At 49.5% G+C, this 22,104-nt stretch carries 21 protein-coding genes; 15 read left to right on the top strand and 6 right to left on the bottom strand.

The features are described from left to right. Window positions 1-2: 2 nt before the first annotated feature. From H9Q78_RS06460 to H9Q78_RS06450, 3 genes are read left to right on the top strand one after another with little or no spacing between them, the layout of a single operon-like run. On the top strand, window positions 3-1,886 hold the full coding sequence (locus H9Q78_RS06460) for a sensor histidine kinase (protein WP_249304426.1): 1,884 nt from the start codon (window positions 3-5) through the stop codon (window positions 1,884-1,886). After that, entirely contained in the window at window positions 1,883-3,361 is a 1,479-nt protein-coding gene (locus tag H9Q78_RS06455) for a response regulator (protein WP_249304423.1), read from the top strand. Before H9Q78_RS06460 ends, H9Q78_RS06455 begins: the two co-directional genes overlap by 4 nt. Window positions 3,362-3,399: 38 nt before the next feature. Next, window positions 3,400-5,058 carry an AMP-dependent synthetase/ligase gene (locus H9Q78_RS06450; protein ID WP_249304421.1) on the top strand — a complete coding sequence of 553 codons (1,659 nt, stop codon included), beginning with the start codon at window positions 3,400-3,402 and terminating at the stop codon, window positions 5,056-5,058. Window positions 5,059-5,085: 27 nt separating this feature from the next. On the opposite strand, the gene H9Q78_RS06445 is transcribed toward H9Q78_RS06450, so the two are convergent. Beyond that, on the bottom strand, window positions 5,086-5,418 hold the full coding sequence (locus tag H9Q78_RS06445) for a hypothetical protein (protein WP_249304419.1): 333 nt from the start codon (window positions 5,416-5,418) through the stop codon (window positions 5,086-5,088). Window positions 5,419-5,816: 398 nt separating this feature from the next. On the opposite strand from H9Q78_RS06445, the gene H9Q78_RS06440 reads away from it, so the two are divergent. Both H9Q78_RS06440 and H9Q78_RS06435 read left to right on the top strand, forming a co-directional pair. Next, window positions 5,817-6,059 carry an acyl carrier protein gene (locus H9Q78_RS06440; protein WP_249304417.1) on the top strand — a complete coding sequence of 81 codons (243 nt, stop codon included), beginning with the start codon at window positions 5,817-5,819 and terminating at the stop codon, window positions 6,057-6,059. Window positions 6,060-6,072: 13 nt separating this feature from the next. After that, entirely contained in the window at window positions 6,073-6,750 is a 678-nt protein-coding gene (locus H9Q78_RS06435) for a 4'-phosphopantetheinyl transferase family protein (RefSeq protein ID WP_249304415.1), read from the top strand. On the opposite strand, the gene H9Q78_RS06430 is transcribed toward H9Q78_RS06435, so the two are convergent. Together H9Q78_RS06430 and H9Q78_RS06425 are read right to left on the bottom strand one after the other, a co-directional pair. Continuing rightward, window positions 6,707-7,834 carry a FeoB small GTPase domain-containing protein gene (locus H9Q78_RS06430; protein WP_249304414.1) on the bottom strand — a complete coding sequence of 376 codons (1,128 nt, stop codon included), beginning with the start codon at window positions 7,832-7,834 and terminating at the stop codon, window positions 6,707-6,709. The two genes, H9Q78_RS06435 and H9Q78_RS06430, sit on opposite strands and share 44 nt — an antisense overlap. Beyond that, a complete protein-coding gene (locus tag H9Q78_RS06425) occupies window positions 7,824-8,087 on the bottom strand; it encodes a FeoA family protein (RefSeq protein WP_249304412.1) in 264 nt (87 codons plus the stop codon). Before H9Q78_RS06425 ends, H9Q78_RS06430 begins: the two co-directional genes overlap by 11 nt. Window positions 8,088-8,100: 13 nt before the next feature. Here H9Q78_RS06425 and H9Q78_RS06420 point away from each other — a divergent pair, with 13 nt between their 5' ends. The 3 genes from H9Q78_RS06420 to sfsA all read left to right on the top strand — a co-directional run bounded on the left by H9Q78_RS06420 (window position 8,101) and on the right by sfsA (window position 10,162). Beyond that, window positions 8,101-8,295, top strand: coding sequence for a hypothetical protein (locus H9Q78_RS06420; protein ID WP_249304411.1), 195 nt, complete (start codon window positions 8,101-8,103; stop codon window positions 8,293-8,295). Between the two features lie 166 nt (window positions 8,296-8,461). Further along, window positions 8,462-9,328, top strand: a complete 867-nt coding sequence (locus H9Q78_RS06415) for a ketose-bisphosphate aldolase (RefSeq protein WP_249304409.1) — start codon at window positions 8,462-8,464, stop codon at window positions 9,326-9,328. A 126-nt stretch (window positions 9,329-9,454) separates the two neighbouring features. Then, a complete protein-coding gene (gene sfsA, locus H9Q78_RS06410; protein ID WP_249304406.1) occupies window positions 9,455-10,162 on the top strand; it encodes a DNA/RNA nuclease SfsA in 708 nt (235 codons plus the stop codon). On the opposite strand, the gene pyk is transcribed toward sfsA, so the two are convergent. The 3 genes from pyk to H9Q78_RS06395 are packed head-to-tail and all read right to left on the bottom strand — an operon-like array spanning window position 10,157 to window position 13,445. Further along, the gene (pyk, locus tag H9Q78_RS06405; protein WP_249304404.1) at window positions 10,157-11,575 is read right to left on the bottom strand and encodes a pyruvate kinase; all 1,419 of its coding nucleotides are present in this window, start codon (window positions 11,573-11,575) and stop codon (window positions 10,157-10,159) included. The two genes, sfsA and pyk, sit on opposite strands and share 6 nt — an antisense overlap. 7 nt (window positions 11,576-11,582) lie before the next feature. Then, the gene (locus tag H9Q78_RS06400) at window positions 11,583-12,968 is read right to left on the bottom strand and encodes an MATE family efflux transporter (protein WP_249304402.1); all 1,386 of its coding nucleotides are present in this window, start codon (window positions 12,966-12,968) and stop codon (window positions 11,583-11,585) included. Between the two features lie 18 nt (window positions 12,969-12,986). Next, on the bottom strand, window positions 12,987-13,445 hold the full coding sequence (locus H9Q78_RS06395; RefSeq protein ID WP_249304400.1) for a GNAT family N-acetyltransferase: 459 nt from the start codon (window positions 13,443-13,445) through the stop codon (window positions 12,987-12,989). A gap of 169 nt (window positions 13,446-13,614) precedes the next feature. Here H9Q78_RS06395 and srtB point away from each other — a divergent pair, with 169 nt between their 5' ends. The 7 genes from srtB (at window position 13,615) to H9Q78_RS06360 (ending at window position 22,011) form a co-directional block, all read left to right on the top strand. After that, the gene (gene srtB, locus H9Q78_RS06390; RefSeq protein WP_249304398.1) at window positions 13,615-14,397 is read left to right on the top strand and encodes a class B sortase; all 783 of its coding nucleotides are present in this window, start codon (window positions 13,615-13,617) and stop codon (window positions 14,395-14,397) included. Window positions 14,398-14,581: 184 nt separating this feature from the next. After that, window positions 14,582-16,702: a glutamine synthetase III family protein gene (locus H9Q78_RS06385; protein ID WP_249304396.1), complete on the top strand. Its 2,121-nt coding sequence runs from the start codon at window positions 14,582-14,584 to the stop codon at window positions 16,700-16,702. Between the two features lie 371 nt (window positions 16,703-17,073). After that, on the top strand, window positions 17,074-18,183 hold the full coding sequence (locus tag H9Q78_RS06380; protein WP_249304395.1) for a hypothetical protein: 1,110 nt from the start codon (window positions 17,074-17,076) through the stop codon (window positions 18,181-18,183). Further along, entirely contained in the window at window positions 18,180-19,031 is an 852-nt protein-coding gene (locus H9Q78_RS06375) for a TPM domain-containing protein (RefSeq protein WP_249304393.1), read from the top strand. The genes H9Q78_RS06380 and H9Q78_RS06375 overlap by 4 nt, the downstream gene beginning before the upstream one ends. A gap of 68 nt (window positions 19,032-19,099) precedes the next feature. Continuing rightward, a complete protein-coding gene (locus H9Q78_RS06370) occupies window positions 19,100-20,206 on the top strand; it encodes a hypothetical protein (protein ID WP_249304391.1) in 1,107 nt (368 codons plus the stop codon). Then, complete coding sequence (locus tag H9Q78_RS06365) at window positions 20,203-21,399, top strand: TPM domain-containing protein (RefSeq protein WP_249304389.1); 1,197 nt, start codon at window positions 20,203-20,205, stop codon at window positions 21,397-21,399. The genes H9Q78_RS06370 and H9Q78_RS06365 overlap by 4 nt, the downstream gene beginning before the upstream one ends. A 78-nt stretch (window positions 21,400-21,477) precedes the next feature. Continuing rightward, entirely contained in the window at window positions 21,478-22,011 is a 534-nt protein-coding gene (locus H9Q78_RS06360) for a peptidylprolyl isomerase (RefSeq protein WP_249304387.1), read from the top strand. Window positions 22,012-22,104: the final 93 nt, after the last annotated feature.

Raw genomic sequence — 22,104 nt, 5'->3', positions numbered from 1 at the left:
CCATGGTATCAAATTTATCAATGGTTATTTTCATATGTGCCCTTGTGGCGATCATAGCTTTTGTGATCTGGAGCGTCCGTTCCAAGCGGATGCACCTGCTCCACAAGCTGTATTTATGCCTGGCTGTCTGCTATGCCATATGGATTATTCCGCTGATTGGGATACGGTTTACAAGTCCGGATAATAAAGCCATGATGTTCTTCTGGGACTGCCTGATGCAGCCTGGAGGGGTGCTCTCCCCGCCCATTTATCTGTGTATCGCCATCGTCTTTATATACGGATATGAAAAAATGACGAGGGGATTAAAGGCGCTGTTCATCGTGCCGGTTCTGACGATACTGATCTCATGGACGAATCCACTGCACCATTTACAGTATCAGGTGTTTTCCACGGTCAGAAGTGAGATTGTCTTCGGCCCTTATGTGATCGTGGGGGGCATCTGCAGTTATGCGTGTCTGATGGCAGCGATCATAGTCGTGGCCCGGTTCGCGCTTAAAAACCGAAGTGTCTTGTATTTGAAACAGAGTTTATTGCTGGCAGTGAGCGGCCTTTGTCCTCTGGTGGTCAGCATCATCGCCACCTTCAGCCGGATGGAGATTCCCATAACGGCGACGCCCATGAGCTTTATGATACCGCTGATACTGAACGGGATCGCGATCTACCAGCTGCACCTGCTGGATATCCGTCCCATAGCAAACCGCCATATTCTGGACTGGATCTCGGACGGGTATCTGGTGGTGAGCGACAAGGGTCTTGTGATCAGCTATAACAGGCGATTTGCTTCCTTATTCGCGTCTGAATACGGTATTGCGGAAAACAGGTATCTGGGCGACTGTGTGAGAGAGGAAGATATTTCCAAAAAAACAGCGATTTATAATATGATCACGGCAATAGAAGCGAGTCGGGAAGCGAATTCCACCATATCCTATGAACAGGCTGTGACATCCCAGGAAGAAGACGGAGTGCAGAAAAGCTATTATGTTACCGATGTGTCGCCATTGGTGCTGAATGATAAGATTGCCGGTTTTGTGGTACTTTTTAAGGATGTGACACAGCTTAAAAAGAGCATGAGACAGCTGCAGGACAGCCAGGAACGGATGATGGAACAGGAACGGCTGGCTTTTCTGGGGCAGATGATAGGCGGGCTGGCGCACAACCTAAAGACTCCCATTATGGGCATCTCCGGATGCATTTCCGCCGTGGAGGCTCTTGTGGACGAGTGCGAGGAGAGTCTGACGGACAGCCAGGTGACCGAGGAAGACTATCGGGAAATCTATGGCGAGATGAGAGAATGGTTCCAGAAAATGAGGGAATCGTCGGCCTATATGTCGGATATCATCACTGCCATCAAAGGCCAGGCGGCCAATGTGAATACCGATGAGGACTCTACCTTTACCATAGATGAAATGCTGAAGCGGAGTATGCTCCTGATGCGCCATGAGCTCTTGAGCGGAGGATGCCGTATGGTCACGGAATACGACCAAACGAAGGAAATCACCCTCCGGGGCGATATCAATAACCTGATCCAGGTGCTGGACAACCTGTTATCCAACGCTATTTATGCCCAGAAGCAGGCAGGAGGCGGAGATATAACGGTAAAGATAGATTACGACGAAGAAAGTCTGCATATATCCGTGAAGGACAGGGGGCCAGGCGTCAGTCCCAATGTGAAGGACCGTCTGTTCAAGGCCATGGTCACGAGCAAGGGGACCATGGGGACCGGACTGGGGCTGTACATTTCCAGCGCCGTAGTGCGCGGGAAATTTGGAGGAATTATGTGGCATGAAGATAACCCGGAGGGGGGAGCCGTATTCGGCATCTCCATCCCGCGGAATCTGGTTCATATCAGCAATGTAGTAAAGAAAAAAGAGGGGGGCGCCAATTGAGAAGGAACAGAGAAACAGCTCAGAAGCAGATTTCCATATTGACTTTAGATGATGACTCCATTATGACGTCTACCATTCAGGCATATTTTCAGCGTTCCGGCTATCAGGTGGATGTGGAGAATGATCCGTATGCCGCCATTGAACGCGTCAGGAAAAACGGATATGATATCCTTCTTCTGGATTTTCTCATGAGCCCCATCTGCGGGGATCAGGTCGTAGAGGAGATCCGCAAGTTCAATCCGGAGATATTTATCGTTCTGCTCACCGGACATAAAAGTATGGCTCCGCCCATCAAGACCATCCGGCAGCTGGACATCCAGGGATATTACGAAAAGAGCGACCGGTTTGATCAGCTGGAGCTTTTGGTGGAATCCTGCGTTAAATCCATCCGTCAGATGCGGACCATCCGGGGTTATCAGAAAGGCCTGTCGGTAGTGGTGGACGCACTGCCGAGAATCTACAATCTCCAGAGCATGGAGCATATATCGGACGGGATTCTGGAGATGGCGGAGGAGCTTCTTCCGGCAAAAGGAAGCTTCCTGGCCTTTGAGACGGAACAGAAAGGAAAACGGGTTCCTTTTTTGCGGACGCGGGGAGAGCTTCCTGACTGTGATCATTATCGGCTGCTTTCGGATGTGGAATGGGGAGGAGCAGACGCGGTTCAGAAGGACGGCTATCTTCTGCTTCCCGTCAGCGATGAAACCCACAGGGCTGTGGGAGGGATTGGGATCCTTCCGAAGTCAGAGCCCCAAAAGGAGCAGATCCAACTCGTAAAGATCTTTTCCAGACAAGCTTCGGCAGCCATTTATAACAGCCAGCTCCACCAGCGGGTGAATGAACAGAATGAAGAGCTGACACAGGCTTATCAGTATTTGGAGGACGGATATATACAGACCATCGATACCCTCCGTTTTGTGGTTGAGACCAGAGACATTGAGACAAAAGGACACTCGGAACGGGTATCCTGCCTTGCCGCAACTTTGGCTGGGGAGATGGGATTGGGAAAAGAGGATGTGGAGAGGATACGTGTGGCAGGTCTTTTCCATGATATTGGCAAGGTCGGGGTACCGGACGGAATCCTCTTAAAGCCGGGGAAATTGACAGACAGTGAGTACGATGAGATAAAGAAGCATCCAGACGCCGGAGCCAAGATTCTTTCGGTTTTCCGCCCGTTTTCGGATATGATCCCCATCGTGCGCGGGCACCATGAACGGATAGACGGCCGGGGATATCCCGACGGGCTGCAGGGGGAAGAGATTCCTCTGGGGGCCCGCATCATAGCGGTGGCAGATTCCTTTGACGCGATGATCTCAAACCGGCAGTACAGGAGCGGGCTTGGAATTGACAGAGCCATAGCAGAGATTCAGGCCGGCCGTGAGACGCAGTTTGACGGCCGGGTGGTTGACAGCTTCCTATCTCTGGTGGAACGGGAAGGAAAAGAGGGATTTTTGAAACGGTTCAGTTCTCATGTATAGAGGCAGAGCTTATAATTCAAGATCGGGAGGACGTGTAGATGAAGAAATATCCGCTGTATCCCATAGATTATTATACGGATTTTGCAGGTTTTATAGAGGGGATCCGGGAAAAATTCGGGGATAAGCCGGCTGTGTCCTGGTTTACCAGGAAGCAGGAAGAGAAAGGAGTATCCTACAGGGAAATGTGCGGCCATGTGGAGGCGCTCCGTGAAGTGATGAGAGAGATGGGACTTCCCGGCAGACATGTAGCCATCATTGGAGAAAATTGCTACGAATGGCTTTTGGTTTATTTCGCGGCGGCTTCCTGCGGAGCCGTGGCAGTCTGTATTGATACAGAGCAGTCGGAGGAGACGATCCGGCAGATGCTGGATATGTCCGATGCGGAGGCGGTATTTGCGTCTTACGCCTGCCTGGAGATCTGCCAGAGGGCGGCGGACGAAAGCGGCCGGCTGAAAACCGTGGCGTTATTGAATGGGAAGCCGGCCACGGATATTCCAAACGTATTGCAGCTTCTGGAAAAGGGGGAAGAGATAAAAAGGAGCGGAAGGTCAGAGAAACGAGAGACGATTTCCCCCGGCCAGACGGCGGCCATTGTTTTTACCTCCGGGACTACCAGCATATCAAAGCCGGTCATGCTGAGCCATGAAGCGCTTCTCACAAATGCCAGCGATGCCGATGCCTGCGTATTGGTGGGGGAACGGGTATTTACCGGACTTCCCTTTTATCACACCTACGGAATGACTTGCTCGGTCCTGGCTATGCTCATAAAAGGGGTCCATCTGTATATAAACGGAAATCTGCGGACGGTGGCGCGGGATATGCGTCTTGCCAGGCCTCATACTATGCTGACTGTCCCGCTGCTTTTGGAAGCGATCCACAATCAGATCTGGCTTGCGGCGGAGCAGGCAGGAAAAACAGAAGGATTGAAAAAGCTTCTGAAGCTTCAGAAAATCTGCAGGAAATTCGGGATTAAGAGGCAGAATAAGATTTTGTCCGATGTCCGGGAAAAGAGTATGGGCACCCTGGAGCTCATCATCTGCGGAGGAGCCCATATGGGAAAGGAAATCATGGAGGAATTCAAACTGCTGGGCGTGACAGTGCTTCAGGGCTATGGAATCACAGAATGTTCTCCCCTTGTAACGGTCAATCGGAACCGCGAAAACAAGCTGGATTCCGTAGGCGTGCTTCTTCCCCACTGTGAAGTGAAGATAGAGGATGAGGAGATTCTGGTCAGAGGAAAAAATATCATGAGCGGTTATTACAGATCGCCGGAGCTTACGGCGGAGGCCATGAGCGGGGAGTGGTTCCGTACCGGAGACGTGGGAAAGATAGATAAGGATGGTTTCCTCTACATCACAGGCAGAAAGAAGAATCTGGTAGTATTCAAAAATGGGAAAAAGGTTTCTCCGGAAAAGCTGGAAGAAAAGATAAAGCAGATTCCGCTGGTAAAGGACGTGGTGGTCTATGGGGCCGCCAGCGGAGTGTCGGCAGACGATGTGAAGCTGGCTGCCAGCGTCTATCCGAATCCTGAGCGGGCAGGCGGAATGTCTTCTTATGAGATATTAGAGGAGCTTCAGCGGGAAATCAACCAAATCAACGACGGCCTTCCTTTTTATCAGCAGATCCAGATGATAAACATCAGAGAGCAGGAATTCAAAAAGACGGCCATGCAGAAGATAAAAAGGCATCTGGCGTAGGGAGATCGAAACATTTTGGAATCATTTTTAGTTAGCTCCGCTTAAGCTTAAGTTTAGCACGGGCAGAAGTTCCGGGCCGTCATGATTTCGGTTCGCTGGCGATGCAGGGGCCGCTTTATCCCCGCTCCGGAAGTACCGCTCACATGTCGACTGTAAATCCTGATGATTTCCAGTCTCCGGTTCGCTCAGAAACGGAATCGGTATTTCCGTTTCTGTCTTCTTCCGCCTGGAGAACACCGGCCGCTGCCCTGCGGCGCTCGCCTTTAGGCCGGCCCGGAATCTTTCTGCCGGTGCTCTGCCTGCCGCACCATACTGGATAATTTCCGTTCCATTGATTCCAGAAAAGGATTGGATATCCACACGGCCCGCGCGCCTTACGGCAGCGGGCTGCGGTGAACCGCCCCAATGGCTTTTACAACAAATGAGAGCTTATTTCGGTGCGGGAAGAAGAGCAAGAAGAATAATCTGATTCCATCGTAAGGCGAGCGCCGCAAGGCGTTAGCAGGATCTTCCCGGCCGCAGGGAGGTAAAAACCGAATCTCATGCAGGTTTTTATTGGAACCTGACATGGAAAAATATCGATTTATCCATGTCAGTTGGAAAGGACCGACTGGAGGCCGTAAAAATCCTGGTTACGGCTGCCAGCGAGCCGCTTGGATGGAATCGGATTTCCTCTTGCCTTGCAAATCTGACAGAGAAAAATTTGTTTAAATAGTATTAAAGGATTCCATATTATAAAAAAATTAGGAGTGATGTACATGGAAGATAAGATTTTAGAGTTTATCCGAAAAATCATATATCAGGTGACCGGGAAAAGCACTCTTACTTATGACACGGATTTTGTGCAGGACCTGGGGCTTAATTCTCTTGATATCATGAACGTGGTCGGCGCGTTTGAGGAATATTTTGACGTGGAGATACCCAACCGGGACGTGTGGCAGATGCGCCAGGTGAAGGATGTAATTGCATATATGGAAAAAAATGGGATCACAGAGGTATGAAAGAGGTGTATCTATGACGATGCCGGATGCAGGTATCTATATTTTCTGCCTGGACGACGGAAGAACGACAGAGGACAGACTGCGTATGTCGGCAGAGGCATTCCAGTATATGCACGGATTACCGGCTGAATACGGGGCAGAGACTCCGGATATATGGAAGACGGCCAGAACGGAAAAGGGAAAGCCATATTTTCCCTTCTGCCCGGGCCTGCAGTTTTCCATCAGCCACAGCGGTTCGTACTGGGTCTGCGCTTTTGCGGAGGAACCGGTGGGGATAGACCTTCAGGAGCATACGAAAAAGAACGATGAGACCACGGAAGCCGCCGCTTCCAGATACCGGAAATTGGCGGGACGGTTTCTCCATCCGGATGAAGCGTCGTATGTAAGAGAGCAGACGGAGAATTCCTATGACCGGTTTTTTCGCATTTGGGCGGCAAAAGAAAGCTATGTAAAGTATACAGGAAGCGGAATTGACGGACGTTTCGGGGAAATGTCCGTGTTGCCGGAGGCCGGGCCTATTGAAGGTTTGCCAGAGGAGAACGGCATCCGTGTATGGAAGGCGGCGGGGGCATGGTTCCATGAGGTGCCGTTCCGGGAAAATTATTCTCTGTGTGTGTGTATGGGGAGACGGGCGGGGCAGGCCCTCTTCACATGCACAGGGCCTGCTTTCCACATGCAGAGCACTTTTTAAACTGATGATCCAGATTAAAGGCGACCCTTGGCAGGTAACCGAGATCCTCAAGCAGGGTGAACAAAGGAAAGAAGATCGCCATGGGAGGCAGCATCACGGCTATTACCCAGGTGGAAACCTTGTATACTCCGGATATCAGCATACCCTGGATCCATCCGGGGACATGAACCATGCCGGCCAGGAGATAGAGCTTATCTTCCAGCCATCCAAAGCCGTTGCTCAAAAGCTGGCTTGGATAATTGGCGCCGCTGAGGCTGAGCCAGAATAAGAGGAATAAAAGGGCGAGCATCAGCAGGGTCCCTGTTACGGGGCCAGTTACGGCGCGGTCGATGCGGAAATCCCGTTTCCGGTATTCCGGCCGGTGATAGACAGTCACCTGTCGGGAAACCTCTTCAGCTTTCTGCATAAAATGCTCCGGCGGGGCTTCACAGGACTGGAAAGTCTCAGGGGAATCATCGCAGTATTTCTCCGCTGTTTTAAGGAGTTTATCAAGTCCTTCTCCTTTGGCGGCGCTGATAGATACGACGGGGATGCCGAGGAGTTCTTCGAGATGGGGAAAGTCTATGACGATCCCCTTTTTTTTTGCTTCGTCGCAGAGATTTACACAGAGAATCACATGGGGGGTCAGGGCCATGATCTGGAATACCAGGGCCAGGCTTCTTTCCAGGCTGGTGGCGTCGCAGATGGCCATGATGACATGGAAGCAGCCCTGGCAGACAGCTTCTCTGGCTACTTCCTCCTCGGGGGAATCGCTGCATAGAGAATAGGTCCCCGGCAGGTCTGTAAGTTCAAAGGAGGTTTTTCCATACCGGCAGAAGCCAGTGGCGCAGGCTACCGTTTTTCCGGTCCAGTTTCCGACATGCTGATGCAGGCCGGTAAGGGCGTTGAATAAAGTGCTTTTTCCCACATTGGGGTTTCCAGCGAGGGCAGCCCGGCAGACAGCGGGCCGGCAGCTGCAGCATGTGCAGCCGGTACAGTCGGTGTTTTCACAATCGGCGCAGGAAAGCTCGCAGCCTGGGAAGGGAGTATAAGGTTCTGTTAAGGAATTTTTCTTGAAATGGCGGAATAGGCGGTCAATGGTCATGGCGGCAGTTATCTCCTTCCAGAAGGTGTATGGCTATCTGGGAGGAATCCTCCTTCCTCAGGGCGATCATGGTGCCCCGAAGGTCAAAGGCAGAAGTCTCTCCGCTTTTTTTACTCAGGACGCAGGTAATCTTTGTACCGGGAAGAAACCCGAGCTCCGCCAGTCGGCGGGCGGTGGAGATGGTATCAGATATCTTTATGAGAACCGCTTCTTCGCCGGGTTTGAGCTGATTTAAGAAAACGTCAGATGACATGTGAGTCTCCTTTATGAACGGAAGAATCATGTTATTACATGATATGAAGGTGTATAACAGGAAGTGCGGAACAGGAGAAAAGAAGCATGGCATGAAAAATGTCTGGACTTATGAAAAAGAGCGGGGATGGGGAAAATGTATGGAGAAAAAGAAAAATATTGTCAAAATAAGATCGCGATTTAATCAAATTGAAAAACAGATGAAATAATATTTTTTATACTTGTGTAATGTATACAATTTAAGCATAGAGCATCGCAATATATTTCCTAAAATATACAAGTAATACTTGACACTGTGATATATTTGATATACTATGAACACATAAGGTAACTAGTACAAGCCAATAGAAAAGCAAATTTAGGAGGAAGTATTCAATGTTAATGAACATGGCTGATTTATTAGCGGTAGCTAATAAGCACAACTTCGCAGTTCCTGCTTTCAATGTAAGCAGCAGTATGATCCTGAAGGGCGTTATGCATACATGTGAGGAGATGCAGGCACCTGTTATTATTGCCATCCATCCCGACGAGCTGGAGTTCGTAGAGGACAGCTTTGTGAAATCTGTTATCGACGAAGCGAATAAGACGACCGTACCCGTTTGCATCCATCTGGATCACGGCGCAAAGTTTGAGCAGATTCTGCGTGCGATCAGAGACGGCTTTACTTCCGTTATGATTGATGCTTCCAGCCTTCCTTTAGAAGAGAATATCGCCATCACGAAGAAAGTCATCGAAGTTGCCCATCCTTTGGGAGTATCCGTAGAAGCTGAGCTGGGTACCATCGGTACTGCTGATGATTACGGTGAGGCAGGATCCAAGAAGATCATTTATACAGAAGTGGATGACGCTGTTAAGTTTGTAAAGGAAACCGGCGTTGACTGTCTGGCTATCGCCATTGGTACTGCACACGGCCTGTATCCGAAGGACAGGATTCCTGAGCTGAAGCTTGACAGATTGAAAGAAATCAAAGCAAATGTCAGCATTCCGCTTGTACTTCACGGCGGATCCGGAAATCCCGACAAAGAAATCGGTGAGTCCGTTAAGCTTGGCGTGAACAAGATCAACATCTCCAGCGATATCAAAGACGCGTTTTATCAGGAATGCCGTAAGGTTCTGGAGGACAAAGGCCTTCGTGAGCCCATGGCTATCTACCCTAAATGTATCGACGCTATGAATGAAGTAGTTCGTCATAAGATTAATTTGTTTGACGATGCGGACAAGGTAAAATACTACTACGAATAATCGGGAAAGTCGGTTTTTAGACTTTAAACTGTTTTAATCATTGCGTAATATGCACCCCTGCGGGACTTTCTCGCAAGGGTGTTTTTGCATCTGCGGGAAACGGCCTTGCTGAGGAGAGAAGGAAACATGAAATATGAGAATATGATGCCAGGCATTTTTATAAGCCGTCCCAATCGGTTTGTGGCGAAGGCAGAGATAAAAGGGAAAGAGGAAATATGCCATGTAAAGAACACCGGACGGCTGAAAGAGCTTTTATACCCTGGTGTACCCATATGGGTGCAGCATCGGGATGATCCGGCCCGGAAGACTCGATATTCCCTGATTCTGGCAGAAAAAACGCTGGAAAATGGAAAAAAGATATTGGTTAATTTGGATTCACAGGCTCCCAATCAGGCGGCAGAGGAGTGGGTGAAGAGCGGAGCGGACGGTCTTTTTAAAGATGTTTCGTTGGTGAAGAGGGAGACAAGGTTTGGAAATTCCAGGTTTGATCTCTATATAGAAGCGGATGGAAAACGGATTTTTATGGAAGTAAAGGGGGTCACTCTGGAGGAGGGAGGGATCGCGCGTTTTCCCGATGCGCCAACTCTGAGAGGACTGAAGCATGTGGAAGAGCTGGCAGCCTGCCGGGAAGCAGGTTATGAAGCATACCTGCTTTTTGTGATTCAGATGAAAGGCGTCCGGCTCTTTGAACCAAATGAGAACCCCCATCCTGCATTTGGCGAGGCCCTTAGGGCCGCCGCAGGGATGGGTGTCCATATCCTTGCTTATGATTGCCTGGTCACAGAGGACAGCATGACCATCGGGAAACCGATAAAAATACGTTTGAGCTTATAGCTTGCTGATTCTCATCATGTCGATGGCGCTGTTCTTTTCGTGAGGGCCTCCTGAGATCACGATGGTATCTCCTTCCTCTACGATGCCGGAACGGAGGGCGATATCCTCAGCATGGCGGAACAGGCTGTCGGCGCTGGACTGCTCCTCCGCCTGGAAGGGATAAACTCCCCAGGCGAGACTTAGCTGGCGCAGAGCTTTTCTGTCCACGGTTGGAGCGATGATCGGGGCGGCAGGCCGGTAATCGGCTATCATACGGGCGCTGCGGCCGGTTCTGGTCACCGCGACGATGGCCTTGGCATCCAGATAATTTGCGGATGTGATCGCGGAGATGCCGACTGCTACCGCGGGAATCCGCTCCAGACATAGGGAATCGTGAAGCTCTGAGAATCGTTTTTTATAATTGATATCTTTTTCTGTCGCTTCCGCGATATCGGCCATGGTACGGACTGCTTCGGTCGGGTAATCTCCGGCGGCCGTCTCGCCGGACAGCATGATGGCGGAGGTACCGTCGTAAATGGCGTTGGCTACATCCGATACCTCAGCTCTGGTGGGGCGCGGGCTGTAGGTCATGGATTCCAGCATCTGGGTGGCGGTCACTACGTGCTTGCCGGCCCGATAACATTTTTTGATGATGGTTTTCTGGATACCCGGCAGCTCTCGGAACGGAATCTCCACGCCCAGGTCTCCTCTGGCCACCATGACGCCGTCGCTGAGTTTGAGGATTTCATCCAGATTTTCAATCCCCTGAGTGTTTTCTATTTTTGCGATGATCTGAATACGTTTTCCTCCGTTGTCGTCCAAAAGCTTTCGGAGCTTCCGGATGTCATCTGCGGTCCTTGTGAAAGAGGCGGCTACGAAATCCACATCCTGAGAGATGCCGAAGAGAATATCGCTCCTGTCTGCTTCGCTGATGTAAGGCATAGGAATATCCAGGTTTGGGATATTAATGCTTTTGTGGTTGCTGATCTTGCCTCCGTTGATGACACGGCATATGACAGAGGTTCCGTCGATCTTTTCGACAAACATGGCGATTTTGCCGTCATCGATCAGGATTCTTGTACCTATGCTCACGCAGGAGGAGAGCCCGCAGAAGGTGAGACCGATGCCTTCTTCTGTTCCAGGCTCGTCAGAGGCGCTTAAGGTAAAGGCCTGTCCGGGTTTCAGGATGACAGAACCCTCTTCAAAATCCCGGAGCCTTATTTCAGGTCCCTTGGTATCCAGAAGCAGGGCGACGGGGCGGCCCAGCTCGGCGCTCACACGCTTTACCCGATCCATCCGGGTCTTTTGTTCTTCATGGGAACCATGGGAGAAATTGAACCTCGCGCAGTCCATTCCATTGCTTATAAGTGAGCGGATAGCCTCGTCGGTATCCACGGCAGGCCCCATAGTGCAGATGATCTTGGTCTTTCTCATAAATTGTCTACTCCTTTTCTTGCTTTCCTGCATGTGCCATGATTTTATTAAAATTCAATAGGAACAAAGTGGTGGTGGTGATAACGGCTATTACATCGGAAATCGGTTCTGCCAGATACAGCCCCAGTGTGCCGAGTCCGCCAATCTTCGGCAGAAGGAGGGCCAGGGGTATCAGCAGGATCACTTTTCTCAGCAGTGACAGGAATAGAGATATCTTAGCCTGTCCCAACGCCAGAAAAGTCTGCTGGCAGGCGGTCTGCGCACCGAAAATAGTCATACCTGCAATATAAATCCTAAGGCCGAAACTGCCTATGCGGATGATCTCCGGGTCATTGCTGAAGAGACGCACAAAAAATTCCGGAAAAATGATCAGGGAGCCTGCGCCAATCAGAGAATAGAGGAGCGAGGTGATAAAAGTCATGCGGAAGGTCTTTCTCACCCGTTCCACATTGCCGGCCCCGAAGTTGTAGCTGATAATAGGCTGCGCGCCCTGCGTCAGTCCATGTAATGGAAAAGACAACATTTGACACAGACTGAAAAGGATGGTCACCGCTCCGACATAGTTATCGTTTCCGTAAGTCTGCATTCCCCGGTTGAACGTGAGCTGTACTAGACATTCCGTCGCCTGCATGATGAAAGGAGACAGTCCGAGGGCGAGGACCGGCAGGAGGATGCTTGCACGAAGCCGGAGGTTTTGAGGACGTATTTTTAAAAAAGAATGTTTGCTCATCAGAAATACGGTGACCCAGACTGCGGATACTCCCTGGCTTATGATGGTGGCGAGGGCGGCCCCGCTGACGCCCATCTGGAGGCCATAGATGAAGATTGGGTCCAGAATGATATTTAAGACAGCTCCTATGAGGACTGTGATCATACTGGTCTTTGCAAAACCCTGAGTGGAGATGAACTGATTGAGGCCCAAGGAAAACTGTACAAAGATGGTCCCGCATAAATAGATGGTCAAATACCGGTCCGCGTAAGGAAGCGTGTCCAGGCTGGCTCCGAAGGCCAGAAGAATAGGCTCTTTGGCAGCCATGAATATCACAGTCAGGGCGACCGAGAGGATGAGAAGGAAACAGACAGAATTTCCCAGTATCCGTTCGGCTCCGTCTTTATTCTTCTGCCCCATCATGATGGCGGCCCGGGGCGCGCCTCCCATACCAATGAGGGCGGCAAAAGCGGAGATCAATATGATGATGGGGAAGGAGACCCCCAAACCTGCCAGGGCCAAAGAACCGGTGCCCGGTATCCGTCCCACAAAAATCCGGTCTACCATATTATATAGAAGATTCACGATCTGGGCGAACACGGTAGGAAGGGCCAGAGAAAACAGAAGTTTTCCGAGGGGCGCCGTCTCCAGCGGGCTGTTTTTCGAAACGGATCGATCGGACACGTAAGTCGCCTTCTTTCTTCACTGGTTTATTTTTATCATCTGGATATAGTCCAGATTTTCATAGCCATATTTTCGGTAAATATCCATGACATAAGCATTGTCCGGAGCAACCTCCAAACGGAAACCGGCAGCCCTGCCCTCATATTCCTCAAAGAACCACTGGAAAAAAAACTTGGCGCCGCCTTTTCCCCGGGCATCCGGGATAAAGTATAATTCTTCCAGGATGATCATGGGGCCTCCGGCTTCCGTACTCCAGGAGTGGGCGACCAGCGCATAGCCGACTGGAGCGTTGCCGGAAGGCGACTCTGATTCGAGCATCAGACAGCGCACATAAGGAGAGCCGTCCAAGAATGCGTCCAGGTTCTGTGCCTGAAGTTTTTTTTGAAAGCCATGTAAAGTAGCTTCTGAATTGTAAAAATCCTGGGACATGTCCAGGAATACGTCTTTGTCAGAAGATATCATATTTCGTATAATCATAAAAATTCCTTTCTGGGAAAATAATTGTCCGTCCGGATAAAAAATCCCCTTCTATCATAGATGATATTGGCAAAAATATCAAGTAAATAGCTCGTTAAGAAGCTTGCCAAAGAGGAGGCGGTTCTTCTATAATAGAAGAGACACATAGTGAAACGCGGAGGATAAAACCATGGACAAAAAGAAAAAAAGAGGAAATCTCATAAGGAGCATTATTTTTGCGGCGGCATTGGTGGTTTTTGCCGTTTCAGCGTACCAGTTGTTCATGATCTATATGGAATATAAAAAAGGATCCGATGAATATAAGGGCCTGGCAGGCAAGGCGGAGAAAATCCTGGTTTCCGCGGAAGAAACGGAAGAAGCGGAGAGCGGGGAGAACAATGAAAGTGCGGCCGGTCCCTGGATGGACCTCTATAATGCCATGATAAAGGAAAATGAGGACTATATAGGCTGGATAACCATAGAGGATACCAATATCAATTATCCCATTGTCCAGTGTGAGGACAATGACTATTATCTGACCCATACCTTTGAACGGGAAGAGAATGCGTCGGGCGCCCTGTTTGTGGACAGCGGGATCCAGGACAGGATGGAGGGGAAAAATGTCATCGTCTACGGACACAATATGAAAAATGGCTCCATGTTTGCCAATCTGAAAAAATACCGGGAGGATGAATTTTTTGATGATCACAGGCGTTTTGAGGTATACACGTCGACAGGCCATTATACCTACGAAGTGTTTTCCGTATGCACTGTCTCTCCGGACAGCGATACCTATACCATAGGCTTTGCAGATGACGCGGATTTTATGAATTATATTCAGAAAATGCAGAGCCGTTCCATTCATAAAACGGGAGTTACGGTGAGTGCGGAGGATAAGATCATCACCCTTTCCACTTGTGTGAACCATAACGTGGACAGGTTGATCGTACAGGCCAAACGTTTAGAATCTTAAGTGAGGGGGCCCTGCGTACTGAAAAAAGTGCTTGCAATTCTGAATAAAATGAGGTATCGTATAATGCAGATGGAGCCAGAACTCCAGTAATATGGTTTGACGATTGAACGAAGGCGTTCCACAAGGGCGTCTTTTCTTTTTTGTCAGGCCCGAGGACAGAAAAAGCAGGATGGAGGAAATATCTATGTGCGAGAAATTTGTGAACGTCGAAAAGATTTTCGGTGAGAATGTGTTCACTCTTGGCAAGATGAAAGAGCGTCTGCCGAAAAAGATTTATGCGGAAGTGAAGAATATCATCGATCATGGCGGCGAGATGTCTCTGGCGACGGCTGATGTGGTGGCGAAGGCCATGAAGGACTGGGCTGTGGAACACGGAGCGACCCATTACACCCATTGGTTCCAGCCGCTGACCGGCATCACCGCAGAAAAGCACGATTCTTTTATCATGAATCCGGACGAAGAAGGCCACATGCTGATGGAGTTTTCCGGAAAAGAACTGATCAAGGGCGAGCCTGACGCCTCCTCCTTCCCTTCCGGCGGGCTCCGCGCCACATTTGAAGCCAGAGGCTATACGGCATGGGACTGTACTTCTCCCGCATTTTTAAAAGAAGACGCGACGGGAGCGATTCTTTGCATCCCCACGGCTTTCTGTTCCTATAAAGGCGAGGCACTGGACAAAAAGACTCCGCTGCTGCGTTCATTGGAGGCGCTCAGCGAACAGGCACTTCGTATCGCCAGACTTTTTGGAAATACAGAGGCGACCAAGGTGACTGCTTCGGTCGGACCGGAGCAGGAATATTTCCTGGTGGACCGGGGACTGTATCTGCAGAGGAAAGACCTGATCTATGCGGGAAGGACGCTGTTCGGCGCTCCGGCTCCCAAGGGACAGGAAATGGACGACCATTATTTCGGCGTCATCAAAGAGCGTATCGGTTCCTTTATGAAGGACTTAAATGTAGAATTGTGGAAATTGGGGATTTCTGCCAAGACACAGCACAATGAGGTGGCTCCCGCGCAGCATGAGCTGGCTCCTATCTTTAATAATGCCAATATTGCCGTCGACCACAACCAGCTGGTCATGGAAACCATGAAAAAAGTGGCTCAGCGCCACGGGCTCGCCTGCCTTCTCCATGAGAAGCCCTTTGCCGGCGTGAATGGCTCCGGCAAGCATGACAACTGGTCCATCTGCACAGACAACGGCGTGAATATGCTGGATCCCGGCGAAACGCCGAACCAGAATATCCAGTTTCTTCTGGTTCTGGCCTGCATTATTAAGGGTGTGGACATCCACGCGGATTTGCTGCGACAATCCGCGGCCAATGTAGGGAACGATCACAGGCTGGGCGCCAATGAGGCTCCGCCGGCGATTATTTCCATGTTCCTTGGAGAGCAGCTGGAGGACGTGGTCAAGCAGCTGATTGAAACGGGCGAGGCCGCTTCCTGTAAGGAAGGCGGAAGATTATACACCGGTGTGAGTACTCTGCCCGATCTCGCGAAGGACGCTACCGACCGGAACAGGACTTCTCCCTTTGCTTTTACCGGCAATAAATTTGAGTTCCGCATGGTCGGATCATCAGATTCCATCGCGAGTCCCAATACAACGCTGAACGCGATTGTAGCGGAGGCATTCTGTGAGGCGGCGGATATTCTGGAGAAAGCGGATGACTTCGATATGGCGGTCCATGATCTGATCAAGGAATATCTGACGGAGCATCAGAGGATTATTTTTAACGGAAACGGCTATTCGGAAGAATGGGTGACCGAGGCAGAAAGAAGAGGGCTTCCAAATATCAAATCCATGGTGGATTCTGTACCGAGCCTGACCACAGACAAGGCGGTGAAGCTTTTCGAGAAATTCCATATCTTTACGAAAGCGGAGCTGGAGTCCAGGGCGGAGATCCTTTATGAGACTTATGCGAAGGCAATCAATATCGAGGCGCTGACCATGGCAGATATGGCCGGAAAGCAGCTGATTCCCGCTGTTATCACATATACGACGGAGCTGGCGGCTTCTTTGAGCGCCGTTTCCGAGGCCTGCCCGGAAGCGGATGTCAGTGTTCAGAAGGAACTTTTGATAGAGACCTCCTCTCTTCTTGCGGAATCTCAGAAGGCTTTTAAGAAATTAAAAGAAGTGACGGCGGAGTCCGCGGCCATTGAGAATGTAGAAGCACAGGCGAAATCATATCATGACAAGGTGATGCCTGCAATGACAGCCTTGAGGGCGCCTCTCGACAAGCTGGAGATGATCGTGGATAAGGAAATCTGGCCGATTCCTTCCTATGGCGATCTGACCTTTGAGGTTTGATGAGACGATAAAAACCGCGGCTCCCAGAGCCGCGGTTTTTCCAATAAAAAACCCCTGTTTTGACGAGGAACAGGGGTTTTTTATATAGTAGTAAAAAGGGAGGAGAGCTGAAGACAGCTCATGTTATGAAAAAAATATTGAGGCATTAGCATTGGCTTTTGCTCCGAATATTGGAAAATGTCTTTTGTGAACCGTTTTGTTTTATCTCTTTCTTATGATTATAGTATATGTGGTAATCGTGAAGAAATCGTGTTGCTCATGTAAAAAGATTTTGAATGATATTTGAACAAAATATGAACGGTCGGAAGTTATGGACATCTGACAGCGGCTTTGTTAAAATGAAAGTAGAATGATTTTAAAAGGAGAACAACATGGTAGTGACTTATAAATGTCCCGGCTGCGGGGCCCCTATGGTATTTGATCCGGAAAGTCAGAAGCTTTCCTGCGACCATTGCCAGATGGCGATGACGGTGAAAGAATATGAAGACAAATATGGCGCGCCGTCTATGAGGGAAGAAACGGAAGAAGAGAAAAATCTGCATAAAGCGGCTGGTCCTGTGGAGACAGAGGAAGAAGGCAGCCATGTGTCTATGGAAGACGGACCGACCATGGATGTGAAAAAATATCACTGTTCTTCCTGCGGCGCGGAAGTGATCACCGATGATACCACGGCGGCCGCCATATGCAGTTTCTGCGGAAGTCCGGCCCTTATTGAAGAGCGGATGGACGGAGCCAAAAGGCCTGTCGAGGTGCTGCCCTTCCGCATTACCAGAGAGCAGGCGGTGGAAAAATTCAAGGCCTGGACGAAAAAGGGCTTGTTCACACCTAAGAGCTTCACCAGCCAGAGCACGATCGATAAGATCACGGGAATCTATGTACCTTACTGGCTGGTGGACTATGATGCCAACGTCAAACTGAGAGCCCACTGCACCAGGACTAGGACCACCAGGAGCGGGGATACGGAGTACATATATACGGATCATTTCAACGTGACGCGGGATGTGGATGCAAAATATGAACGCCTTCCGCTGGATGCGTCCGCCAAAATGGATGATTCGACCATGGATCTGCTGGAGCCTTTTAATTACCAGGAGCTTAAGCCTTTTGAGATGCCATATCTGTCAGGATATTTGGCGGAGGTCTATTCCTATACGGATAAAGACATGGAAGGGCGAGGGAAGCATAGGATTCGGGAATACGCACTGAAGGCGGCCAGGAACACCATCACCGGTTACAGCGGGGTCAGTGTGACGGAACAGAAGCTCCGCATTGACGAGACGAAGGCAGAATATGTCATGCTGCCGGTCTGGATGCTTAACTACCGGTATAATGGGAAGGATTATTCTTTCACTCTCAACGGGCAGAGCGGAAAGCTTGTGGGAGCCCTGCCAATCTGCAGAGGAAAGATCGCCGGATGGATGGCAGGGATGACCGTTGGTATTTTTGCGCTTCTTACGGTGCTTGGAGGGCTGTTTGGATGAAAAGAAAAAGATTATTTGGAAAAAGTATGCTGTGTATCCTGCTCCTTCTCGTATTTTTCAGCCTATGCGGCTTTGACAGCGAAGAGCAGAAGGTATACGATGGAGCCGGGCTTTTATCCGATCAGGAGGAAGCGCAGCTTCAAGAGCTTCTTGTGAAAAAAGCCCAGGAGACGGAACAGGACTTCGTTATTGTGACGACAGATGACAATGAGGGGAAAAGTGCAAGACGCTATGCGGATGACTTTTATGATACTCATAAATTCGGATATGAGAAAGAAAATGGATCCGGTGTGCTGCTGCTTTTAGACATGGACGGAAGAGAGGTCTATATCAGTACGGCAGGGACCGCCATACAAAATTATACGGATGCGGAAATAGACAGTACGCTGGATGCTCTTATTCCTTTGATGAAGGATAAGGATTATATGGGGGTGTGCCGGACCTTCATTGAGGATGCAGGAAGGCGTCTGACCGGAGGAGACGAGGCGCAGAACGGATATTATGATGCGGATTCAGACCGGTTTGTCTCCACAGAACTCACCGGGTGGCAGAAGGTATTCGCACCTTCCAGAATCCTTCTCCATCTTGTGGTGGCTTTTGTCCTTTCGGGCATTATCGTGATGTGCATAGCCCACAACCGGAAAACGAAGATGAGTGTTGGGAGCGGGACCTATTTGAAGGACGGACAGCTTGGATTCCGAGAACGAAGCGATCATTTCACTCACACAACGGTGGTGACCAGGCATATTCCACGTAGCGATGATAGCCATTCCTCAGGGGGAGGATACAGCTCATCTCATACCAGCAGCGGCGGCCACAGCCACGGGGGAGGAGGAAGAAGCTTCTGAAACCGGCCGTTTGCCCGGTTTAAACGCTGACAATATGAAGGAACAAGGATAAAGGGGAAAAGATATTTATGATAGTGATATATAAGTGTCCTGGCTGCGGGGCTCCTATGAAGTTTGATCCGGAGTGTCAGACATTGGCCTGCGAGCATTGCGGGACCCAGATGGGAGTAGTGGATTATCAAGAAAAATACGGCGCTCCTGCCATGAGGGAGGAAACAGAGCAGGAAAAATCCTCCTTAGCACAAGGGAAAACCGTTGAGACTGAAGTGCAGGGAAGCCGTGTGGAGAGAAAGAGCGGGGAAACCATGCAGGTGAAGAAATACCGCTGTTCTTCCTGCGGCGCCGAGGTGATGACAGACGAGACCTCTGTGGCTGCCATATGCAGCTTCTGTGGTAATTCCACATTGATTGAAGAGCGTCTGGAGGGCGAGAAGAAACCGGAACAGCTTATTCCCTTTAGGATAACGAAGGAACAGGCCGTGGAGTCTTTTCGGGAATGGACGAAGACAGGACGCTTGACGCCTAAAGGCTTTAAGGATGAAAATAAACTGGATCAGATCACAGGAATCTATGTTCCGTTTTGGCTGGTGGATTATAATGCCAATATTCGGGTAGATGCTCACTGCACGAAAAAAAGAAAAGAGAGGAGCGGGGGCACGGAATATTTCTATACCGACCATTTTTGTGTCTGCCGGGATGTGGAGGCCCGCTATGAGCGGGTACCATTGGACGCTTCTGAAAAAATGGATGACGCTTCTATGGATTTGCTGGAGCCCTTTGACTATAAAGAGCTGAAGCCTTTTGACGTCTCCTATCTTTCCGGGTATACGGCGGAAAGCTATTCCTTGACGGAAGAAAATATGGAGGAGCGGGGAAAGAAAAGGATACGGGAATATGCCGATGCGGCGACAAAAAATATCATAACCGGCTATGACAAGGTTGAGATCACAGAGAGGACGATGCAGATAGATGAGATCGGAGCAGAATATGTGCTGCTTCCCGTATGGGTGCTGAATTACAGCTATAAAGGTAAAAACCAGCAGTTTTTTATCAATGGACAAACGGGAAAAGTCGTGGGCAGTCTGCCGGTCAGCAAGGCAAAAAAAAGAATCTGGTTCGCTTCCTGGACGGCGGTGATATTTGCGCTTCTTTGGCTGGTCATGGAGGTGATATGATGGAGAGAAGACCGAATTATAAAAAGAAATTTTCTTTCTGCATAGGGATGATTTTTCTGGTTTTCTGCCTGTTTGGATTTGACAGCCAGCAGCAGAAGATATACGATCAGGCAGATTTGCTTACGGAGGATGAAGAAGCGGAATTGCAGGAACTGCTGGTGGCATCGGCTCAGGTACTGGAGCAGGATTTAGTGATTGTTACGATTCAGGATAACGAAGGCAAGAGCGCGAAAGAATTTTCGGACAGTTTTTATGAAGAACATGGATTCGGGTATGACAAAACATCCGGAGATGGGGTCCTTCTTCTTTTGGATATGGATGGACGTGAGATTTATATCAGCACGGCCGGGCAGGCTGTATCCTATTATGACGATGCGGCGGTTGAGAAAACCCTGGATAGATTGGTTCCGCTTATGCAGCAGGAGAATTATGCGGAAGTTTGCAGAGAATTTATAAAAGAGACGTCTGCGTCCATAACGGCCAGTCTGCCATCCGAAAGCACGAAATCTGTGGAGGGTGGATCAGCGGAAGAGACGAAAGCGGAAATGAGTTCTGGCGAATCTAAAGAAAAAGAACCGGAGAGTACTGTGGAAAAGGACACGCAGTCCCATAAAGAGTCGGAATCAGGTAATGAAAAGCAGGAAGAAAATTCCGGTTTGAATCCAACTCAAATTGTAGTATATCTGGGGATTGCCATGATCGCAGCATGGCTGATCACCAAGAAACAGATGAAAAAAGTCCATATGCCGGCAGGAAACGAGACGTACTTGAAAGATGGAGTCATCAGTTATCGGGAAAAGACGGACGAATATATCAATACAACGGTAGTGATAAAAGAGAAAGTGAAAAACGCACCGCCGCCCGTCTATCATGAGAGACGAAAAGAAGATGACCGATATGACAGGCAGAGAGAAGAGGATGAGAAACGGCGAAGAGAGGATGAGAAAAGAAGAAGGGAAGAGGACCGGAGAAGAAAAGAAGATAAAAGAAGAGAAGAACAAAGAAGAGAAGAAGACAGAAGAAGAGAAGAAGAGGAAAGAAGAAGGCGGGAGAACAGAAAAAGAGAAGAGGAAGAAAGAGAACGTGCCAGAAAAAACAGCAATCTGGACAGGGGAGGAAGCGGGAAAGGCTTTTCATCAGGAAAAAGCGGCTCATCCGGTCAGAAACATGGGGGGAGCGGAAGAAGCTTCTGATTTGTGATGTTTAGACGTAGACAGAACATAGAATAGGGTGTTATGATAAACCGTACAGAATATTGAAGGAGAATAAAAATGGAAGAGAAGAAAAATCCGATCGTAACGATTGAAATGGAAGACGGCGGCGTCATCAAGGCAGAACTTTATCCGGAAATCGCCCCGAACACGGTCAATAATTTCATCAGTCTTGTGAAAAAAGGCTTTTATGATGATTTGATTTTCCACAGAGTGATCCGTGGATTTATGATTCAGGGCGGATGCCCTCTGGGACAGGGGACCGGCGGTCCCGGATACCAGATCAAAGGAGAATTTGCCGATAACGGAGTGGAGAACTCACTGGCCCATGAGCCTGGCGTGCTGTCCATGGCGAGAGCTATGCACCCGGATTCCGCAGGCTCCCAGTTTTTTATCATGCACAAAAAATCCCCCCATCTCGACGGACAGTATGCGGCGTTTGGAAAAGTAATTGAAGGAATGGATGTGGTAAACGCCATTGCGGAGACAGCCACTTCCTACGGTGACAGGCCGGTCAAACCCCAGAGGATGAAGTCAGTGACGGTGGAAACCTTTGACGTGGAATATCCGGAGCCGGAGAAATGTGAAGAATAGACATCGGGATTTTCTGAAATCACCTGTGGTAGAATAAACATGAAGAACCGCTCCGGATATTCCAGAGCGGCTCTCCATGTCATAAAATATTTT

It is taken from the genome of Qiania dongpingensis (genome assembly GCF_014337195.1).
GTDB lineage: Bacteria > Bacillota > Clostridia > Lachnospirales > Lachnospiraceae > Lientehia > Lientehia dongpingensis.
Note: the sequence above shows the minus strand (reverse complement) of the source record. Positions and strands in the feature narration are given on the sequence as shown.

Excerpts from the sequence above, each read along its gene's own strand:
- H9Q78_RS06460 (WP_249304426.1), top strand. The coding sequence starts at position 3 with ATGGTATCAAATTTATCAATGGTTATTTTCATATGTGCCCTTGTGGCG.
- H9Q78_RS06450 (WP_249304421.1), top strand. The coding sequence starts at position 3,400 with ATGAAGAAATATCCGCTGTATCCCATAGATTATTATACGGATTTTGCA.
- H9Q78_RS06440 (WP_249304417.1), top strand. The coding sequence starts at position 5,817 with ATGGAAGATAAGATTTTAGAGTTTATCCGAAAAATCATATATCAGGTG.
- H9Q78_RS06435 (WP_249304415.1), top strand. The coding sequence starts at position 6,073 with ATGACGATGCCGGATGCAGGTATCTATATTTTCTGCCTGGACGACGGA.
- H9Q78_RS06430 (WP_249304414.1), bottom strand. The coding sequence starts at position 7,834 with ATGACCATTGACCGCCTATTCCGCCATTTCAAGAAAAATTCCTTAACA.
- H9Q78_RS06425 (WP_249304412.1), bottom strand. The coding sequence starts at position 8,087 with ATGTCATCTGACGTTTTCTTAAATCAGCTCAAACCCGGCGAAGAAGCG.
- H9Q78_RS06420 (WP_249304411.1), top strand. The coding sequence starts at position 8,101 with ATGAACGGAAGAATCATGTTATTACATGATATGAAGGTGTATAACAGG.
- H9Q78_RS06415 (WP_249304409.1), top strand. The coding sequence starts at position 8,462 with ATGTTAATGAACATGGCTGATTTATTAGCGGTAGCTAATAAGCACAAC.
- sfsA (WP_249304406.1), top strand. The coding sequence starts at position 9,455 with ATGAAATATGAGAATATGATGCCAGGCATTTTTATAAGCCGTCCCAAT.
- pyk (WP_249304404.1), bottom strand. The coding sequence starts at position 11,575 with ATGAGAAAGACCAAGATCATCTGCACTATGGGGCCTGCCGTGGATACC.
- H9Q78_RS06395 (WP_249304400.1), bottom strand. The coding sequence starts at position 13,445 with ATGATTATACGAAATATGATATCTTCTGACAAAGACGTATTCCTGGAC.
- srtB (WP_249304398.1), top strand. The coding sequence starts at position 13,615 with ATGGACAAAAAGAAAAAAAGAGGAAATCTCATAAGGAGCATTATTTTT.
- H9Q78_RS06385 (WP_249304396.1), top strand. The coding sequence starts at position 14,582 with ATGTGCGAGAAATTTGTGAACGTCGAAAAGATTTTCGGTGAGAATGTG.
- H9Q78_RS06380 (WP_249304395.1), top strand. The coding sequence starts at position 17,074 with ATGGTAGTGACTTATAAATGTCCCGGCTGCGGGGCCCCTATGGTATTT.
- H9Q78_RS06375 (WP_249304393.1), top strand. The coding sequence starts at position 18,180 with ATGAAAAGAAAAAGATTATTTGGAAAAAGTATGCTGTGTATCCTGCTC.
- H9Q78_RS06370 (WP_249304391.1), top strand. The coding sequence starts at position 19,100 with ATGATAGTGATATATAAGTGTCCTGGCTGCGGGGCTCCTATGAAGTTT.
- H9Q78_RS06365 (WP_249304389.1), top strand. The coding sequence starts at position 20,203 with ATGATGGAGAGAAGACCGAATTATAAAAAGAAATTTTCTTTCTGCATA.
- H9Q78_RS06360 (WP_249304387.1), top strand. The coding sequence starts at position 21,478 with ATGGAAGAGAAGAAAAATCCGATCGTAACGATTGAAATGGAAGACGGC.